This window comes from Providencia sp. JGM181 (assembly GCF_018257375.1).
GTDB classification, from domain to species: Bacteria; Pseudomonadota; Gammaproteobacteria; order Enterobacterales; family Enterobacteriaceae; genus Providencia; species Providencia lanzhouensis.
In genome coordinates this window covers 1-16,731 of the sequence record NZ_JAERJY010000075.1, presented here as the reverse complement: position 1 = coordinate 16,731, position 16,731 = coordinate 1, and the positions used below count along the sequence as shown (strand labels likewise).

At 44.1% G+C, this 16,731-nt stretch carries 13 protein-coding genes; 10 read left to right on the top strand and 3 right to left on the bottom strand.

Going from position 1 to position 16,731, the window contains the following annotated elements:
- The first annotated feature begins 41 nt into the window (after positions 1-41).
- The 6 genes from ilvL to ilvA all read left to right on the top strand — a co-directional run bounded on the left by ilvL (position 42) and on the right by ilvA (position 6,614).
- Positions 42-140: an ilv operon leader peptide gene (ilvL, locus tag JK188_RS10920; RefSeq protein ID WP_108478773.1), complete on the top strand. Its 99-nt coding sequence runs from the start codon at positions 42-44 to the stop codon at positions 138-140.
- 130 nt (positions 141-270) lie between these two features.
- Positions 271-1,917 (top strand): acetolactate synthase 2 catalytic subunit, encoded by a 1,647-nt coding sequence (gene ilvG, locus JK188_RS10915; RefSeq protein ID WP_211886794.1) that lies wholly within the window; start codon positions 271-273, stop codon positions 1,915-1,917.
- Complete coding sequence (ilvM, locus tag JK188_RS10910) at positions 1,914-2,183, top strand: acetolactate synthase 2 small subunit (protein ID WP_036948778.1); 270 nt, start codon at positions 1,914-1,916, stop codon at positions 2,181-2,183. The genes ilvG and ilvM overlap by 4 nt, the downstream gene beginning before the upstream one ends.
- Positions 2,184-2,195: 12 nt before the next feature.
- Positions 2,196-3,125 carry a branched-chain amino acid transaminase gene (locus JK188_RS10905; RefSeq protein WP_006658220.1) on the top strand — a complete coding sequence of 310 codons (930 nt, stop codon included), beginning with the start codon at positions 2,196-2,198 and terminating at the stop codon, positions 3,123-3,125.
- A 61-nt stretch (positions 3,126-3,186) separates the two neighbouring features.
- Positions 3,187-5,037: a dihydroxy-acid dehydratase gene (gene ilvD, locus JK188_RS10900; RefSeq protein ID WP_132496293.1), complete on the top strand. Its 1,851-nt coding sequence runs from the start codon at positions 3,187-3,189 to the stop codon at positions 5,035-5,037.
- 2 nt (positions 5,038-5,039) lie between these two features.
- Positions 5,040-6,614, top strand: a complete 1,575-nt coding sequence (ilvA, locus tag JK188_RS10895; RefSeq protein WP_211886796.1) for a threonine ammonia-lyase, biosynthetic — start codon at positions 5,040-5,042, stop codon at positions 6,612-6,614.
- Here ilvA and ilvY read toward each other — a convergent pair.
- Positions 6,606-7,502, bottom strand: coding sequence for an HTH-type transcriptional activator IlvY (ilvY, locus tag JK188_RS10890; RefSeq protein WP_132496295.1), 897 nt, complete (start codon positions 7,500-7,502; stop codon positions 6,606-6,608). The two genes, ilvA and ilvY, sit on opposite strands and share 9 nt — an antisense overlap.
- A 188-nt stretch (positions 7,503-7,690) precedes the next feature.
- Here ilvY and ilvC point away from each other — a divergent pair, with 188 nt between their 5' ends.
- Together ilvC and rep are read left to right on the top strand one after the other, a co-directional pair.
- A complete protein-coding gene (ilvC, locus tag JK188_RS10885) occupies positions 7,691-9,166 on the top strand; it encodes a ketol-acid reductoisomerase (RefSeq protein ID WP_211886798.1) in 1,476 nt (491 codons plus the stop codon).
- A 291-nt stretch (positions 9,167-9,457) separates the two neighbouring features.
- Positions 9,458-11,485: a DNA helicase Rep gene (gene rep / locus JK188_RS10880; RefSeq protein ID WP_211886800.1), complete on the top strand. Its 2,028-nt coding sequence runs from the start codon at positions 9,458-9,460 to the stop codon at positions 11,483-11,485.
- Between the two features lie 64 nt (positions 11,486-11,549).
- On the opposite strand, the gene gppA is transcribed toward rep, so the two are convergent.
- Positions 11,550-13,052 carry a guanosine-5'-triphosphate,3'-diphosphate diphosphatase gene (gppA, locus tag JK188_RS10875; RefSeq protein WP_211886802.1) on the bottom strand — a complete coding sequence of 501 codons (1,503 nt, stop codon included), beginning with the start codon at positions 13,050-13,052 and terminating at the stop codon, positions 11,550-11,552.
- Between the two features lie 11 nt (positions 13,053-13,063).
- Positions 13,064-14,350: an ATP-dependent RNA helicase RhlB gene (gene rhlB, locus JK188_RS10870; protein ID WP_036948801.1), complete on the bottom strand. Its 1,287-nt coding sequence runs from the start codon at positions 14,348-14,350 to the stop codon at positions 13,064-13,066.
- Between the two features lie 117 nt (positions 14,351-14,467).
- Here rhlB and trxA point away from each other — a divergent pair, with 117 nt between their 5' ends.
- Both trxA and rho read left to right on the top strand, forming a co-directional pair.
- The gene (gene trxA, locus JK188_RS10865; RefSeq protein WP_036948804.1) at positions 14,468-14,794 is read left to right on the top strand and encodes a thioredoxin TrxA; all 327 of its coding nucleotides are present in this window, start codon (positions 14,468-14,470) and stop codon (positions 14,792-14,794) included.
- Positions 14,795-15,376: 582 nt separating this feature from the next.
- Entirely contained in the window at positions 15,377-16,636 is a 1,260-nt protein-coding gene (gene rho / locus JK188_RS10860; protein WP_211886804.1) for a transcription termination factor Rho, read from the top strand.
- The last annotated feature ends 95 nt before the right edge of the window (positions 16,637-16,731 follow it).

Sequence of the window (16,731 nt, the reverse complement as noted above, 5' to 3'; positions counted from 1 at the left end):
CTTTAATAAAGATAACGATTAAAGTTGAAAAGATTAAACACATGAACAAATTCATCCAAGTGATTAGCCTAATTATTAGCGTGGTGGTGATTATTATCCCACCGTGCGGGGCTGCACTTGGACGACGAAAGCTGAAATAATAGCTAAATCTTACGAGAACCCCGCACCGAAAGGCGCGGGGTTTTTTTTGACATAAAATTTATGCAAACCAACAAAGATAATAAAAACATAATAAATACAAGTAAATAAAAAGGCAGATAGGTGATAAACATGAACGGAGCACAGTGGTTAGTTCAAGCATTAAGGACACAAGGCGTTGATACTGTTTTTGGATATCCAGGTGGCGCTATCATGCCTGTTTATGACGCGTTGTATGATGGTGGTGTGGAGCATTTGCTGTGTCGCCATGAGCAAGGCGCAGTTATCGCTGCCATCGGCTATGCTCGTTCGACAGGAAAAACAGGTGTTTGTATTGCGACTTCAGGTCCTGGAGCAACAAACGTGATTACAGGATTGGCTGATGCATTGCTTGACTCAGTCCCTGTTGTTGCTATCACCGGGCAGGTAGCTTCAGAGTTTATTGGTACAGATGCCTTTCAGGAAATTGATGTTTTAGGATTATCTTTGGCCTGTACAAAACATAGTTTTTTGGTGGAATCCATAGAGGACTTACCTCGTATTCTTGCTGAAGCTTTCGCAATCGCAAATAGTGGGCGTCCCGGACCAGTACTGATTGATATTCCGAAAGATATTCAGCTGCAACGTGCAGATTTATCGCCCTATTTAATGCCTGTAGAGCAACAAGACTCGACTTCTGAGGATACAATCCAACAAGCAAGAACGCTGTTGGAACAGTCAGAAAAACCGATGTTATACATTGGTGGTGGAGTCGGGATGTCAGGGGCTGTAACTGAATTAAGAGCCTTTATAGAACACACAAAGATTCCGTCAGTTGTCACCTTGAAAGGTTTAGGTGCAGTACATCCAGCAGATAAAAACTATCTAGGCATGTTGGGGATGCACGGTACAAAAGCTGCCAATATTTCAGTGCAACGTTGTGATTTACTCATCGCGGTTGGTGCGCGTTTTGACGATAGAGTTACAGGTAAATTAAACACTTTTGCTCCTAATGCGAAAGTTATTCATATCGACATTGATCACGTTGAGTTGGATAAATTACGTCAAACCCATGTTGCCCTATTGGGTGATGCGAAAGTGTTATTACCTCAATTGATGGTGACAAAAAATATCACAAGTTGGCAGGAAGAGGTTCAACAACTCAAGCACGAGTTTGGCTGGCGCTATGACCACCCCGGCGAACCAATCTACGCCCCATTATTGCTGAAACAGCTGTCAGACAAAATGAAACCCAATACTGTTGTTACAACAGACGTTGGTCAGCACCAAATGTGGTCTGCTCAACATATTGTTGTTGATGGGCCAGAGAATTTTTTAACGTCAAGCGGATTAGGAACGATGGGTTTTGGGATCCCAGCAGCGGTGGGTGCTCAAGTCGCTCGCCCTGAAGATACCGTTGTTTGTGTCTCTGGCGATGGCTCTTTCATGATGAACGTGCAAGAACTGGGAACTATCAAACGTAAGCAATTACCCGTTAAGATTTTATTGTTAGATAACCAACGATTAGGAATGGTTCGTCAATGGCAAGAGCTGTTTTTCGAGCAACGCTATAGTGAAACCATTTTGACTGACAACCCAGACTTTGTTGCATTAGCGAGCGCTTTTGGCATTCAAGGTCGCCGTATTAGATGTAAATCAGAAGTGGACGCAGCACTCGATGAGCTACTGACAAGTGAGGGCGCGTTTTTATTACAGGTATCAATTAATGAATTAGAAAATGTCTGGCCATTGGTTCCACCAGGGGCTAGTAACGAAAAAATGATGGAGAAACCGTTATGATGCAACATCAACTCTCGATATTAGCCCGTTTCCGCCCCGAGGTTTTAGAGCGTATTTTGCGAGTAACTCGCCATCGTGGATTTCGGATTAGTTCTATGAATGTGGATCAATTATCAGATAGTGATAATGTAAGTATCGAACTAACTGTCAGCAGCCAGAGACCGTTGGCACAGTTATGTGCACAGTTAACGAAGTTGGCTGACATCACTGAAGTTGAAATAAAACAACAAGAATCGCGACTATTACGCACACAAAGTGCAATGTAAGGAATAGATAAAATGACTAAGAAAGCTGACTTTATTTGGTTTAACGGTGAAATGACGCCATGGGCAGATGCTAAAGTTCATGTAATGTCTCACGCTCTGCATTACGGAACTTCCGTATTTGAAGGCGTCCGTTGCTATGATTCACACAAGGGACCTGTGGTTTTCCGTCATCGTGAACACATGCAGCGTTTACATGATTCTGCGAAAATTTACCGTATGCCTGTCAGCTACAGCGTTGATGAGTTAATGGAAGCTTGTCGTGCAACTCTGCGTAAAAATAACTTAGTCAGCGCCTATATTCGTCCATTAGTTTTCATTGGTGATGTGGGCATGGGGGTGAACCCACCAGATGGTTACAGTACAGATGTTATTTTAGCCGCATTCCCATGGGGAGCATATTTAGGTGAAGAGGCATTAGATCAAGGAATTGATGCAATGGTCTCTTCATGGAATCGTGTTGCACCGAATACTATCCCTACTGGTGCAAAAGCAGGTGGTAACTACCTGTCTTCATTACTGGTTGGTAGCGAAGCGCGCCGCCATGGCTACCAAGAAGGTATCGCTCTGGATGTTCATGGTTATCTTTCTGAAGGTGCAGGCGAGAATATCTTTGAAGTAAAAGATGGCATTTTGTATACCCCGCCATTTACGTCATCGGCGTTACCAGGGATCACCCGTGATGCCATTTTGACATTAGCGAAAGATATGGGAATTGAAGTGCGTGAACAAACGTTGTCTCGTGAATCTCTGTACTTAGCGGATGAAGTCTTTATGACAGGAACCGCAGCTGAAATCACGCCAGTTCGCAGTGTTGATGGTATCCAAGTTGGTATCGGTCGTTGTGGCCCTGTGACGAAGAAAATTCAGCAAGCATTCTTTGGCTTATTTAACGGTACAACAGAAGACAAATGGGGCTGGTTAGATCCAGTAAACCCTCAATAATTAAATATTAAAAATTACAGGCGGTCGTTCCCCGCCTGTTTTAAAACTCGGGAGTTAAGATATGCCTAAGTACCGTTCAGCAACAACCACTCATGGCCGTAATATGGCAGGAGCGCGAGCATTATGGCGCGCGACAGGTATGACCGATGATGATTTTGGAAAGCCAATTATTGCCGTTGTAAACTCATTTACTCAGTTTGTTCCAGGTCATGTGCACTTACGTGATTTAGGCAAGCTCGTCGCAGAACAAATCGAACAAGCGGGCGGCGTCGCGAAAGAGTTTAACACTATTGCAGTGGATGATGGGATTGCAATGGGACATGGCGGTATGCTGTATTCCTTACCTTCCCGTGAGCTGATAGCAGACTCGGTAGAATATATGGTGAATGCGCACTGCGCAGATGCCATGGTATGTATTTCCAACTGTGACAAAATCACCCCAGGTATGTTAATGGCATCCTTGCGCCTGAATATTCCCGTGATTTTTGTTTCCGGTGGACCAATGGAAGCAGGAAAAACCAAGCTTTCAGATCAAATCATCAAACTTGACCTTGTGGATGCGATGATCCAAGGCGCGAATCCAAATGTCAGTGATGAAGATAGTGAAAAAATTGAACGTTCAGCATGTCCAACATGTGGGTCATGCTCAGGGATGTTCACTGCGAATTCAATGAACTGTTTAACCGAAGCATTGGGTCTTTCTCAGCCAGGAAATGGTTCATTACTTGCGACTCACGCTGATCGTAAAACGTTATTTATCAATGCAGGTAAGCGAATTGTTGAGCTGACTAAACGTTATTACGAACAGAATGATGAAAGCGCATTACCGCGTAATATCGCGACAAAGGCTGCATTTGAAAATGCGATGACATTAGATATTGCGATGGGAGGCTCTACAAATACTGTTCTGCATTTACTGGCAGCTGCACAAGAAGCAGAAGTAGATTTCACCATGGATGATATTGACCGCTTATCTCGTCAAGTCCCTCATTTATGTAAAGTTGCACCAAGCACACAAAAATATCATATGGAAGATGTACACCGTGCTGGTGGTGTGATTGGTATTCTTGGGGAGCTGAGCCGTGCAGGTTTATTGCAGGAAGATGTGAAGAATATTCTAGGTCTTTCATTACCAGAAACATTAGCTCAGTACGATGTTATGTTGACGAAGGATGAATCTGTAAGATCTATGTTTTCAGCGGGACCTGCAGGTATTCGAACCACCCAAGCATTTTCTCAAAATTGCCGTTGGCCATCGCTAGATACTGACCGTGAAAATGGTTGTATCCGCAATCTTGAGCATGCTTATAGCTTGGATGGTGGTTTGGCGGTACTTGCTGGCAATATCGCCGAAGATGGCTGTATCGTGAAAACGGCAGGGGTTGATGAAGGTAGCTTAACTTTCCGTGGACCTGCAAAAGTGTTTGAAAGCCAAGATGATGCGGTAGAGGCTATCTTAGGTGGAAAAGTTGTTGCCGGCGATGTTGTTGTTATCCGTTATGAAGGTCCTAAAGGCGGACCAGGTATGCAAGAAATGTTGTACCCAACTTCTTATCTGAAATCGATGGGATTAGGTAAAGATTGTGCACTGATCACCGATGGGCGTTTCTCAGGAGGAAGTTCAGGTTTATCAATCGGGCATATCTCTCCTGAAGCGGCAAGTGGCGGGTTACTGGCGTTGGTACAAGATGGGGATATTATCGATATCAATATTCCAAAGCGTACCATGTCCCTAGATGTTAACGACAGTGAGTTAGTAAAACGTCGCGAAGCAGAATTAGCGCGCGGAGATAAAGCCTATACTCCGCGTAATCGTCAGCGTGAGGTTTCTTTCGCTTTGCGTGCTTATGCTTCTTTGGCGACGAGTGCGGATAAAGGTGCTGTACGCGATAAGTCTAAATTAGGGGGCTAATTGTGGCAGCGGCGAAACCATTACCAGCGGCACCGTCGGGTGCCGATTACCTGAAAGCGGCGCTTAGTGCGCCCGTTTATGAAGCGGCACAAGTGACACCGCTTCAAGAAATGAGCAAACTCTCTTCGCGTATGGGCAATACAATTTTAGTCAAACGCGAAGATAGGCAGCCAGTTCATAGTTTTAAATTGCGTGGCGCTTACGCCATGATTGCAGGGCTGACTGAAGAGCAGAAAGCCAAAGGCGTGGTCACTGCATCAGCGGGAAACCATGCGCAGGGTGTTGCGCTATCAGCTAATCGCGTCGGCATTAAAGCCAAGATTGTTATGCCAGTGGCAACCGCAGATATCAAAGTGGATGCTGTTCGTAGCTTTGGTGGTGAGGCCATTTTATACGGCGCAAATTTTGATGAAGCCAAAGCTCACGCGATTGAAATGGCAAAACGTGAAGGATATACCTTTGTACCGCCGTTTGATCATCCGTCAGTGATAGCCGGCCAAGCAACTATTGCACTAGAACTCCTTCAGCAGGATGCTCACCTCGACCGTATTTTCGTGCCTGTTGGGGGCGGTGGATTGATTGCCGGTGTCGCTGTATTAATCAAACAGTTGATGCCTGAGATTAAGATTATCGGTGTAGAAGCTGAAGATGCAGCCTGTCTAAAAGCGGCATTAGAGGCTGGTCATCCTGTTGATCTCCCTCGTGTTGGTTTATTTGCGGAAGGCGTTGCTGTGAAACGCATTGGTGACGAAACCTTTCGCCTATGTCAGCAGTATGTCGATGATGTGATCACCGTAGATAGTGATGCTATTTGTGCGGCACTGAAGGATATTTTTGAAGATGTGAGAGCGATTGCAGAACCGTCGGGGGCGTTAGCGTTGGCGGGACTAAAAAAATATGTTCAGCAACATAACATTAAAGGTGAAAGGCTGGCGCATATTTTGTCAGGTGCAAACATGAACTTCCATGGTTTACGTTATGTCTCCGAGCGTTGCGAATTAGGTGAACAACGAGAAGCGCTGCTTGCGGTGACTATTCCTGAACAGAAAGGTAGTTTTTTGCGATTCTGCCAATTGCTTGGTAACCGCTCAATCACTGAGTTTAATTATCGCTATACAGATGCTGACCCAGAGCGTGCCTGCATTTTTGTGGGTGTTCGCTTAAATGGTGGTGAGCAAGAGCGGCACGACATTATTCAAGGGCTGCAAAATAATGGTTATGAAGTCGCTGATTTATCGGATGATGAAATGGCGAAGTTGCATGTGCGCTATATGATTGGTGGGCGCCCATCGAAGCCATTGGATGAAAAGCTGTATAGTTTTGAGTTTCCTGAATCTCCAGGGGCGTTATTGAAGTTCTTAGAAACACTAGGAACTCACTGGAATATCACGCTATTTCATTATCGTAGTCATGGAACGGACTATGGGCGAGTGCTGGCGGCCTTTGAGCTTTCGGGGCCAGAAGTACGCTTTGATCGCCACCTTGATGCACTAGGATATGAATATCATGATGAAACAGGGAATCCATCCTTCCGTTTCTTTTTAGCGCCTCAAGATAGCAGAAAAACATTAGATTGAGTGTTCTGGGAGCAATTCCCAGAATGCTTTAATTAATGGTTCACTCAGGCGTTTGCTGAGCAGGCAAACGCCAAGTTCAAACGGTTCGACCATCGAAATATTATCGAGTTGAGATACACGGCTACGAACAGGCTCGGGGCTATTATCGACGACGACACTCGGTATTAATGCAATACCGCAGCCCAATGCCACCATAGAAACAATAGCTTCATGACCTGAAACAGTCGCGTAAATCACTGGGTTATGGATGCGATGGCGTTTAAACCATAATTCAATACGTTTACGAGAAGGTCCATGTTCAGGAAGAATGAAAGGCACTGTAGACCAATCAGGCTCCTTTTCTGTCACCATACTCCGTACCGCACAAGGCAGTGATGGGGCAATAAGCACTAGGGGGATTTCCCCAATTTTTGCGAATCTCACGTTATCGGGCAATTTTTCAGGTTTACCTGCGATGCCTAAATCGGCTTCTTTGGTTTCGACTTTTTCAACGGCATCTGCGGCATCGCCCGTAGTGAGTTTTATTTCAACGAGTGGATGCAAAGCACGAAATTTATCAAGTACTTGAGGTAAATGACTATAAGCGGCGGTGACTGAACAAAATAGGCGTAATTCCCCGCTTAATGACGGGCTTTGCTGGTTGAGAGCATGTTTTAACTGCTGATATTGCAACAGCGTTTGCTGGGCAAATTGCTTGAGATGCTCACCCGCTTGGGTCAGTTTTACCGAACGGTTATCACGGATGAACAGAGGATGACCCAATTGATCTTCTAAACGCTGAATTTGTCTTGATAGTGTGGATGGGCTGACATGCATGGCCTTTGACGTTCGACCAAAGTGGCAGCTTTCTGCTAAGTGTAAAAACAGTTGTAGATCACGAATATCCATTTTGCCCTCTGATGATAACTTGATTATCGTTGCAAATATTGCAACATTATATTGTTAATATATCAATTTAAGCAATGCTAATCATCGCATATAGTAAATCCATAACTGCTCAATAATGAGCAACAGGTAACGAGGTTGCCTGATAATACGAACACAACAGAACACTGACCGAATAATGGAGTAAGACCATGGCGAATTATTTTAATACATTGAATTTACGTGAGCAGTTAGCGCAATTAGGCAAATGTCGTTTCATGAAACGCGAAGAATTTGCGGATGAAGCTGGCTATCTGAAAGGTAAAAAAATCGTCATCGTCGGTTGTGGTGCGCAAGGTCTGAACCAAGGTTTGAACATGCGCGATTCTGGTTTAGATATCGCTTATGCGCTGCGCCCAGAAGCGATCGCAGAGAAACGTGCATCATGGCGTAAAGCGACAGAAAACGGTTTCAAAGTTGGGACTTATGAAGAGCTGATCCCTGAAGCAGATTTAGTTGTTAACTTAACGCCAGACAAACAACACTCTACGGTTGTTCGTGCGGTTCAGCCAATGATGAAACAAGGCGCCGCGTTAGGTTATTCTCACGGTTTTAACATCGTTGAAGTTGGTGAGGAAATTCGTAAAGATATCACTGTTGTGATGGTTGCTCCAAAATGCCCGGGTACCGAAGTTCGTGAAGAATATAAGCGTGGTTTCGGTGTTCCAACACTGATTGCTGTTCACCCTGAAAATGACCCGAAAGGTGAGGGGATGGCAATTGCGAAAGCATGGGCTGCAGCGACTGGAGGCCATCGTGCGGGTGTTTTGGAATCCTCTTTCGTTGCTGAAGTTAAGTCTGACTTAATGGGCGAGCAAACTATTCTGTGTGGTATGTTGCAAGCAGGTGCGTTACTGAGCTATGACAAAATGGTTGCTGATGGCGTAGAGCCGGGCTATGCAGGGAAATTAATTCAGTTTGGTTGGGAAACAATCACGGAAGCACTGAAGCAGGGCGGCATCACCCTGATGATGGATCGCTTATCTAACCCAGCGAAAATCCGTGCTTATGCATTATCAGAACAACTGAAAACCATCTTAGCGCCACTGTTCCAAAAACATATGGATGACATTATTTCTGGTGAGTTTTCATCAACAATGATGGCTGACTGGGCGAACAATGATAAAAACTTGCTGACATGGCGTGAAGAGACCGGCAAATCATCTTTTGAAAACTACCCAGAATTTGCAGGTAAAATTGCAGAGCAAGAGTATTTTGACCACGGTGTTCTGTTAGTTGCGATGGTTAAAGCGGGTGTTGAGTTAGCGTTTGATACCATGTTAGAAGCGGGTATCTTAGAAGAGTCAGCATACTATGAATCGCTGCATGAGTTGCCACTGATTGCTAACACAATCGCACGTAAGCGTTTATATGAAATGAACGTCGTTATCTCTGATACTGCAGAGTACGGTAACTATCTGTTCTCATTCGCAGCGGTTCCAATGCTGAAAGAGTTTATGACCAAGTTACAAGCAGGTGATTTAGCAAAACCAGTTGCAGATAACGGAACAGATAACGCGCAATTGCGTGATATCAACGAAGCTATCCGTAATCATCCTATCGAGAAGATCGGTAAAGTTTTACGCGGGTATATGACGGATATGAAGAAAATTTCAGTTGGAAGTTGATTTTTCGTCACTCTTCGCGTGATAGGCGCGTTGGCTGCACTCGGTTACCCAAGTCACATACTCAATGTATGCTCCTTGGGATAACCTCCTTTGCCGCCTTCCTCTAACGCGAATAGTTTAGAAAAATATTTTGATGTAATAATAGAACAAAGCAAAACCACATCGCTCTGCTGAATGATGTGGTTTTTTGTTTTTTATAAATAGGCAGGATCGTTGCTCAAGAGTTGGGTCGGTTTCTGCTACAATCTGTAGCGAATTCCTTTTTGAATAACTAAGTGATGCAGAGAAACCATGCGATTAAATCCTAGCCAGCAACAGGCAGTCGAATATGTAGATGGTCCGTGCCTTGTTTTGGCAGGGGCAGGCTCGGGTAAAACACGGGTTATTACCAATAAAATTGCGCATTTGATCCGCCAATGTGGCTATCAGCCTCGGCAGATTGCGGCGGTGACATTTACCAATAAAGCCGCGCGTGAAATGAAAGAGCGTGTGGGGCAAACATTAGGTAAAAAAGAAGCCCGAGGGTTAATCATTTCTACATTCCATACTTTGGGACTGGAAATTATCAAACGCGAATATAAAGCGTTAGGTATCAAAGCCAATTTTTCTTTGTTTGATGACCAAGACCAAATGGCGTTACTCAAAGAACTCACGTTTGACCTGCTTGAAGAAGATAAAGATCTTCTTCAACAATTGATCTCCGCGATCTCAAATTGGAAAAACGATCTTATTTCTCCTCAGCAAGTGGTTGGGCAAGCGAGAACGGAAAAAGAGCACCATTTTGCTGAGTGCTATCGCCGCTATGAGCTGCATTTAAAAAGCTGTAATGTCTTGGATTTTGATGACTTAATCAGCAAACCAACATTGCTGCTGTATCATAATGAAGAAGTTCGGGAGCGCTGGCAGCAAAAAATTCGTTATTTGCTGGTGGATGAATACCAAGATACGAACACCAGCCAGTATCAGCTCGTGAAATTACTCGTGGGCAGCCGTGCTCGCTTTACCGTCGTTGGTGATGATGACCAGTCGATTTACTCTTGGCGTGGTGCGAGACCGCAAAACTTAGTGTTACTCAGCCAAGATTTTCCAAAACTGAATGTGATTAAATTGGAGCAAAATTACCGCTCATCAGGTCGTATTTTGAAAGCGGCCAATATTTTGATTGCCAATAACCCTCATGTCTTCGAGAAAAAATTATTTTCTGAGTTGGGGTATGGGGCGCCATTAAAGGTGCTGACAGCGAATAATGAAGACCATGAAGCGGAACGCGTGATTGGTGAATTAATTGCTCACCACTTTATTAATAAAACCCAATATAAAGACTATGCGATTTTGTATCGCGGTAATCATCAGTCGCGTATTTTTGAAAAAATGCTGATGCAAAACCGCATTCCTTACCGAATTTCAGGTGGGACATCATTTTTCTCACGACCTGAAATTAAAGATCTTTTAGCTTATTTGCGGGTGCTGACTAACCCTGAAGATGACAGCGCTTTTTTGCGCATTGTGAATACACCGCGCCGAGAAATTGGCCCTAAAACTATCCAAAAATTGGGAGAATGGGCGAATCAACGAGGCAAAAGTTTGTATCACGCCAGCTTTGATTTAGGTCTGGAACAGACTTTAACAGGGAAAGGGTTGGAAGCGTTGCAACGTTTCACTCATTGGATGGAAGGGATAGTCCGAATTTCGGAGCGTGAGCCGTTGATAGCGGTACGGGATCTTTTACGGGAAATGGATTACGAAAGCTGGTTGTACGAAACCTCTGCCAGTACCAAAGCCGCCGAAATGCGAATGAAAAACGTCAATCAATTGTTTACATGGATGAGCGAAATGATTGAAGGGGATGAGCTGAATGACCCAATGACGCTCAATCAGGTTGTCACTCGTTTTACATTGCGCGATATGATGGAACGTGGGGAAGATGATGAAGATTCAGATCAGGTTCAGTTGATGACATTGCATGCATCTAAAGGTCTTGAATTTCCTTATGTTTTTTTAGTTGGAATGGAAGAGGGATTATTACCTCATCAAAGTAGTATCGATGAAAATAATATTGATGAAGAGCGTCGACTGGCTTACGTGGGTATTACGCGAGCACAGCGAGAGTTATTCTTTACTCATAGCCGTGAGCGTCGCCAATACGGTGAACTGATCCGCCCTGAACTGAGCCGCTTTTTGATGGAATTACCGCAAGATGATTTGGTGTGGGAGCAGCAACGAAAAGTGGTTACTGCTGAAGAGCGAATGCAAAAAGGGCAGTCTGCTTTAGCGGATATCAAGGCACGCTTAGGATTAAATAAGAAAACCGATCAGTAGCGAAAGAGTTTAAGAGAGTTCCCACTACAAGGTGGGAACCTATCATCACCAATTTAGAACGATATCAATTGGAGCTATTACGCTCTTCTAAGGCCAATTGCCAATTCACATACCCTTGCCACTGAACCTCTTGCTGTAGATTCTCAGCTCGTAAAGGGTGCTCCTCAAGCCAGCGGTACGGCAATGCGATGGTTAAATCCTGTCCATTAGCATTAAGGCGCAATGCTGGTAATGTATCATCACGTCTACGGCTGGCGAAAATAATGGCTAGTCGTAATAAACGGCATAATGCGTAAGTTTGCTGAATGGGTAGTGCATTTTGTTGGCTCAGGGAAGCGAGATCGATTTGACCTTGCTGGTTCTTGAGAAGAACCGCGAGAAAACGTTTTTGCGCGGGAGTGAAGCCTGGTAAATCAAGGTGAGTGATTAAATAGCTTGCATGCTCTGGACCTTTGCGAAAATCAACACTTAGCCCAATTTCGTGTAATGCACAAGCGCTGGATAACAAATCACGGCAACGGCTATCTAATTCCCACTCTTTGGCCACTTGTAGGTAGAAATGTTCAGCAAGCTGACACACGCGGTTAGCTTGCTCAATATCCACAAGGAAGCGTCGCTGAATATTGCGTAATGTGCGTGCGCGAATATCTTGCTCAATAGGTAGTTCAAGCATGCCGTACACTAAGCCTTCGCGAAGAGCGCCGCCGGCTAATGTCATATTTTCGATATTCAGTGCCTTGAAAATCGCGATCAGAATCGATAAGCCACTCGGGAAAACGAGGGCACGTTCAAACGTGAGGCCCTCGATTTCAAGCTCTTCTAACTTATGGCACTGGATAGCTTTGTGCTTCAGTTGCTGTAATTTACTCAGGGTGATGAGTTCATCCATCCCTTGAGCAATCATAATTTCCTGAATCGCCTGTACAGTGCCTGATGCGCCGACACAAATTTTCCACCCGTGATTTTTAAGGGCATCTGCGATAGGCGCAATGACATGTTGAGCAGCCGCTTCGGCTTGAGCAAAGTTTTCTTCTGTTAGCGTTCTGTCGCTAAAGTAGCGTTCAAGCCAAGTCACACAACCCATTTCGAGGCTATAAAGTAACTGAGCTTTAGCGCCTGTACCAGTGACAAGTTCGGTGCTACCGCCCCCGATGTCAACCACTAAGCGTTGCTCTGGACCGCCGGTTGTATGGGCGACGCCTTGATAAATCAAGCGAGCTTCTTCTTCTCCTTGGATCACTTTCACGGGATTTCCGAGGATCTGGCTGGCTTTCTCAATAAAAACATCGGCATTTTTGGCAAGGCGCAATGTCGCGGTTGCCACAACTCGAATTTGCGAGTTAGGAATATCTTGCAGATGTTCTGAGAAGAGACGCAGGCATTGCCAGCCTCGCTCCATGGCTTGCTCAGATAAAACATTATCTTTATCTAAACCCGCAGCCAGGCGAACTTTCCGTTTAACCCGAGAAATAATCTGAATGCTACCTGCGGTCTCGCGAACAACCAGCATATGAAAGCTGTTGGAACCCAAATCGATAGCGGCATACAGAGAAGAAGATTTCAGCATAGGGTATTTACTCAGCCTGCACGTTTATGGTTATTACGTGGGCCATTATGGCGACGCGGCGCATTAGAATTGCGGCGTGGACCACTTGGGCGCGGACGATGACGGCGTTTTGGTGCCGGCAGGTCGCTCAGCAGTGCATCACTGTTATATTTACTGACAGGGATAGAGTGCTGAATATACTCTTCGATTGCAGGTAAGTTTAGTGCGTATTCTTCACACGCTAAGCTGATAGAATTTCCGCTTTCACCCGCACGACCTGTACGTCCAATACGGTGTACATAGTCTTCGCAATCGTCAGGTAAATCATAGTTAAATACATGAGTTACTGATGGTATATGTAATCCACGAGCGGCAACGTCAGTCGCAACTAAGATATCAATTTGACCTTGAGTGAACTGATCTAAAATACGCAGACGTTTTTTCTGAGCGACATCGCCAGTCAATAACCCGACACGGTGACCATCAGCTGCAAGGTGAGCCCAGATATCATCACAACGATGTTTCGTATTTGCGAAAATAATGCAACGCTCAGGCCACTCTTCTTCGAGTAGCGTTTGCAGCAGGCGCATTTTTTCTTCGTTGGATGGATAAAATAACTCTTCTTTAATACGGTGACCGGTTTTTTGTAGTGGTTCAACTTCCACATATTCTGGGCTGTTCATTTGTTCGAACGCTAATTCTCTAACACGGTAAGAGAGCGTCGCGGAGAACAGCAAGTTGAGTCTGTCCGCTGCGCCAGGCATACGGCGGAATAGCCAGCGAATATCTTTAATAAAACCGAGGTCATACATACGGTCAGCTTCATCCAAAACAACAACTTGGATAGCCGCTAAATCAACGTGACCTTGTTTTGCGTAATCAATAAGGCGACCCGTTGTTCCAATAAGGATATCAACGCCGTTTTGTAGTACGCGTAATTGTTCGTCATAGCCATCACCACCATAGGCTAGACCCATTTTCAAACCAGTGTACTCAGCGAGCTCTTTAGCATCGGAGTAGATCTGTACGGCTAATTCGCGAGTAGGTGCCATGATCAGCGCACGTGGCTGATTGGTTTTTTTCCCCTCAATTGCCGGGTGAGTTAAGAGAAAATGAAATGTAGACGTTAGGAATGCTAACGTTTTACCTGTACCTGTTTGTGCTTGCCCCGCAACATCTTTGCCTTCGACAGTATAAGGCAGGGTAGACGCCTGAATAGGCGTGCAAAAGTTGAAGCCTTTTTTATTAAGTGCTTCAATGACTTTTGGGTGCAATGCGAAGTCGGAAAACTTCTTTTCTGTCAAGTGTGCTTTACTCATAGTATGTTAGAATATCAGTTATCGGTTGGTTTACGAAAGCGTATCTTTTGAAATAAAGCATACTGCTGCCAATTAATGTTACACTATGTCTGTAAAAATGATCCTTTGGAGTACAACATGAGCGACAAAATTAAACATATTACTGATGCAAGTTTTGAGTCAGACGTTCTAAATGCAAGTTCACCTGTTTTAGTCGACTTCTGGGCTGCATGGTGTGGACCTTGTAAAATGATCGCGCCAATCCTTGATGAAGTTGCTGAAGAATATACAGGCAAAGTGACTATCGCAAAACTGAATATTGATGATAATCCAGCGACTGCCCCAAAATTTGGTATTCGCGGTATCCCTACACTGTTATTATTCAAAAACGGCAGTGTAGCTGCAACTAAAGTTGGTGCTTTATCTAAAACTCAACTGAAAGAATTTCTAGACGAAAATCTGTAAGTTATAGCTTTATATAAGCCAAAACGTTTAGCGGCGCATTTATTTTATATAGAGAGTCGCTAGACGTCCCCATTTAAGCATGATAAGTTATCCGCATTCCTCATAGAGTACCCGTAAGAATTACCTTGTTTGCCTTTGCTCTTTTCTGAAACGTCTAGCTTGCAGTTCTGTTCAATGCCAATTTTAGTTACTGATTATTAATATAAAGTTGATAATTCATGGTTGTATCACTGTGGCTTAAGTCTTGAGTAAAATAAATGGGCTGTATTAGGGATAAGATGTTGTCCTAAAATGTATAAAAAACTATTGCTAATATTGATTACGTTTCTAATAATATGCGGCATGTCATCTTGATGATTATAACGCTTTCGTTAGTCACAACACCTTCACAGCAATATTAGTTGTAGCTAGCACAAATTTTAATGCATTGTTGTTGGTTATGAGCCCATATCTATCAACAGGGCACTATAAAGTTAAACTGGCGCTTCATAGGTTCACTATACTAAATAGGTTCACTATAAAAGTTGCCTCCAATTTACGTTCATAGTTCGAGAAATACCCCGAGTTAAAGAACCCACCATTATGAATCTTACCGAATTAAAAAATACGCCAGTATCAGAACTGATTACGTTAGGCGAAAACATAGGGCTAGAGAACTTAGCCCGTATGAGAAAGCAGGATATTATTTTCTCAATTTTGAAGCAGCATGCTAAAAGTGGAGAAGATATTTTCGGCGATGGCGTACTGGAAATATTGCAGGATGGATTTGGTTTCCTCCGTTCAGCAGACAGTTCTTACCTCGCAGGCCCTGATGATATCTATGTTTCCCCTAGCCAAATTCGCCGCTTTAACCTACGCACCGGCGACACCATTTCAGGAAAAATTCGTCCCCCGAAAGAAGGTGAACGTTATTTTGCCCTCTTGAAAGTTAACGAAGTTAACTTTGACAAACCTGAAAACGCCCGCAGCAAAATCCTTTTTGAAAACTTAACCCCATTACATGCCAATAATCGTCTGCGCATGGAGCGTGGTAACGGTTCTACTGAAGATTTAACTGCGCGTGTATTGGACTTAGCCGCACCTATCGGCCGTGGACAGCGTGGTTTGATCGTTGCACCTCCGAAAGCGGGTAAAACCATGTTACTGCAAAATATTGCGGCTAACATTGCCCACAACTATCCTGACTGCGTATTGATGGTTCTGCTAATCGATGAGCGTCCAGAAGAAGTTACTGAGATGCAACGCTTAGTTAAAGGTGAAGTGATCGCTTCAACATTTGATGAGCCAGCTGCGCGTCACGTTCAAGTTGCTGAAATGGTTATCGAGAAAGCGAAACGTCTGGTTGAGCATAAAAAAGACGTTATCATTTTACTGGATTCTATTACTCGTCTTGCTCGTGCATACAACACCGTCGTACCTTCTTCAGGTAAAGTATTGACTGGTGGTGTGGATGCAAACGCATTACATCGTCCAAAACGTTTCTTCGGTGCTGCTCGTAACGTTGAAGAAGGTGGTAGCTTGACTATCATCGCAACCGCGTTAGTTGATACCGGTTCGAAAATGGATGAAGTAATTTACGAAGAATTTAAAGGAACAGGTAACATGGAATTACACCTGTCCCGTAAAATTGCTGAAAAACGTGTTTTCCCTGCGATTGATTACAACCGCTCTGGTACACGTAAAGAAGAGCTGCTCACCTCTCAAGATGAACTGCAAAAAATGTGGATTCTGCGTAAGATTATTCACCCAATGGGCGAAATCGATGCAATGGAATTCCTTATCAGCAAATTAGCTATGACTAAGACTAACGAAGAGTTCTTTGATTTTATGAAAAGAGCATAGTCTCGTTAGGATTATGAGTATAGAAATAGGCGCTCTAATTAGAGCGCCTATTTTTTTTATCAATGAACTGTGAGTATTCACAAAACAATCTGTCT

Bases quoted from the DNA above. Each gene is read 5' to 3' on its own strand.
- trxA (WP_036948804.1), top strand. From the start codon at position 14,468: ATGAGCGACAAAATTAAACATATTACTGATGCAAGTTTTGAGTCAGAC.
- ilvM (WP_036948778.1), top strand. From the start codon at position 1,914: ATGATGCAACATCAACTCTCGATATTAGCCCGTTTCCGCCCCGAGGTT.
- rhlB (WP_036948801.1), bottom strand. From the start codon at position 14,350: ATGAGTAAAGCACACTTGACAGAAAAGAAGTTTTCCGACTTCGCATTG.
- ilvL (WP_108478773.1), top strand. From the start codon at position 42: ATGAACAAATTCATCCAAGTGATTAGCCTAATTATTAGCGTGGTGGTG.
- ilvD (WP_132496293.1), top strand. From the start codon at position 3,187: ATGCCTAAGTACCGTTCAGCAACAACCACTCATGGCCGTAATATGGCA.
- rep (WP_211886800.1), top strand. From the start codon at position 9,458: ATGCGATTAAATCCTAGCCAGCAACAGGCAGTCGAATATGTAGATGGT.
- ilvC (WP_211886798.1), top strand. From the start codon at position 7,691: ATGGCGAATTATTTTAATACATTGAATTTACGTGAGCAGTTAGCGCAA.
- ilvG (WP_211886794.1), top strand. From the start codon at position 271: ATGAACGGAGCACAGTGGTTAGTTCAAGCATTAAGGACACAAGGCGTT.
- gppA (WP_211886802.1), bottom strand. From the start codon at position 13,052: ATGCTGAAATCTTCTTCTCTGTATGCCGCTATCGATTTGGGTTCCAAC.
- ilvY (WP_132496295.1), bottom strand. From the start codon at position 7,502: ATGGATATTCGTGATCTACAACTGTTTTTACACTTAGCAGAAAGCTGC.
- JK188_RS10905 (WP_006658220.1), top strand. From the start codon at position 2,196: ATGACTAAGAAAGCTGACTTTATTTGGTTTAACGGTGAAATGACGCCA.
- rho (WP_211886804.1), top strand. From the start codon at position 15,377: ATGAATCTTACCGAATTAAAAAATACGCCAGTATCAGAACTGATTACG.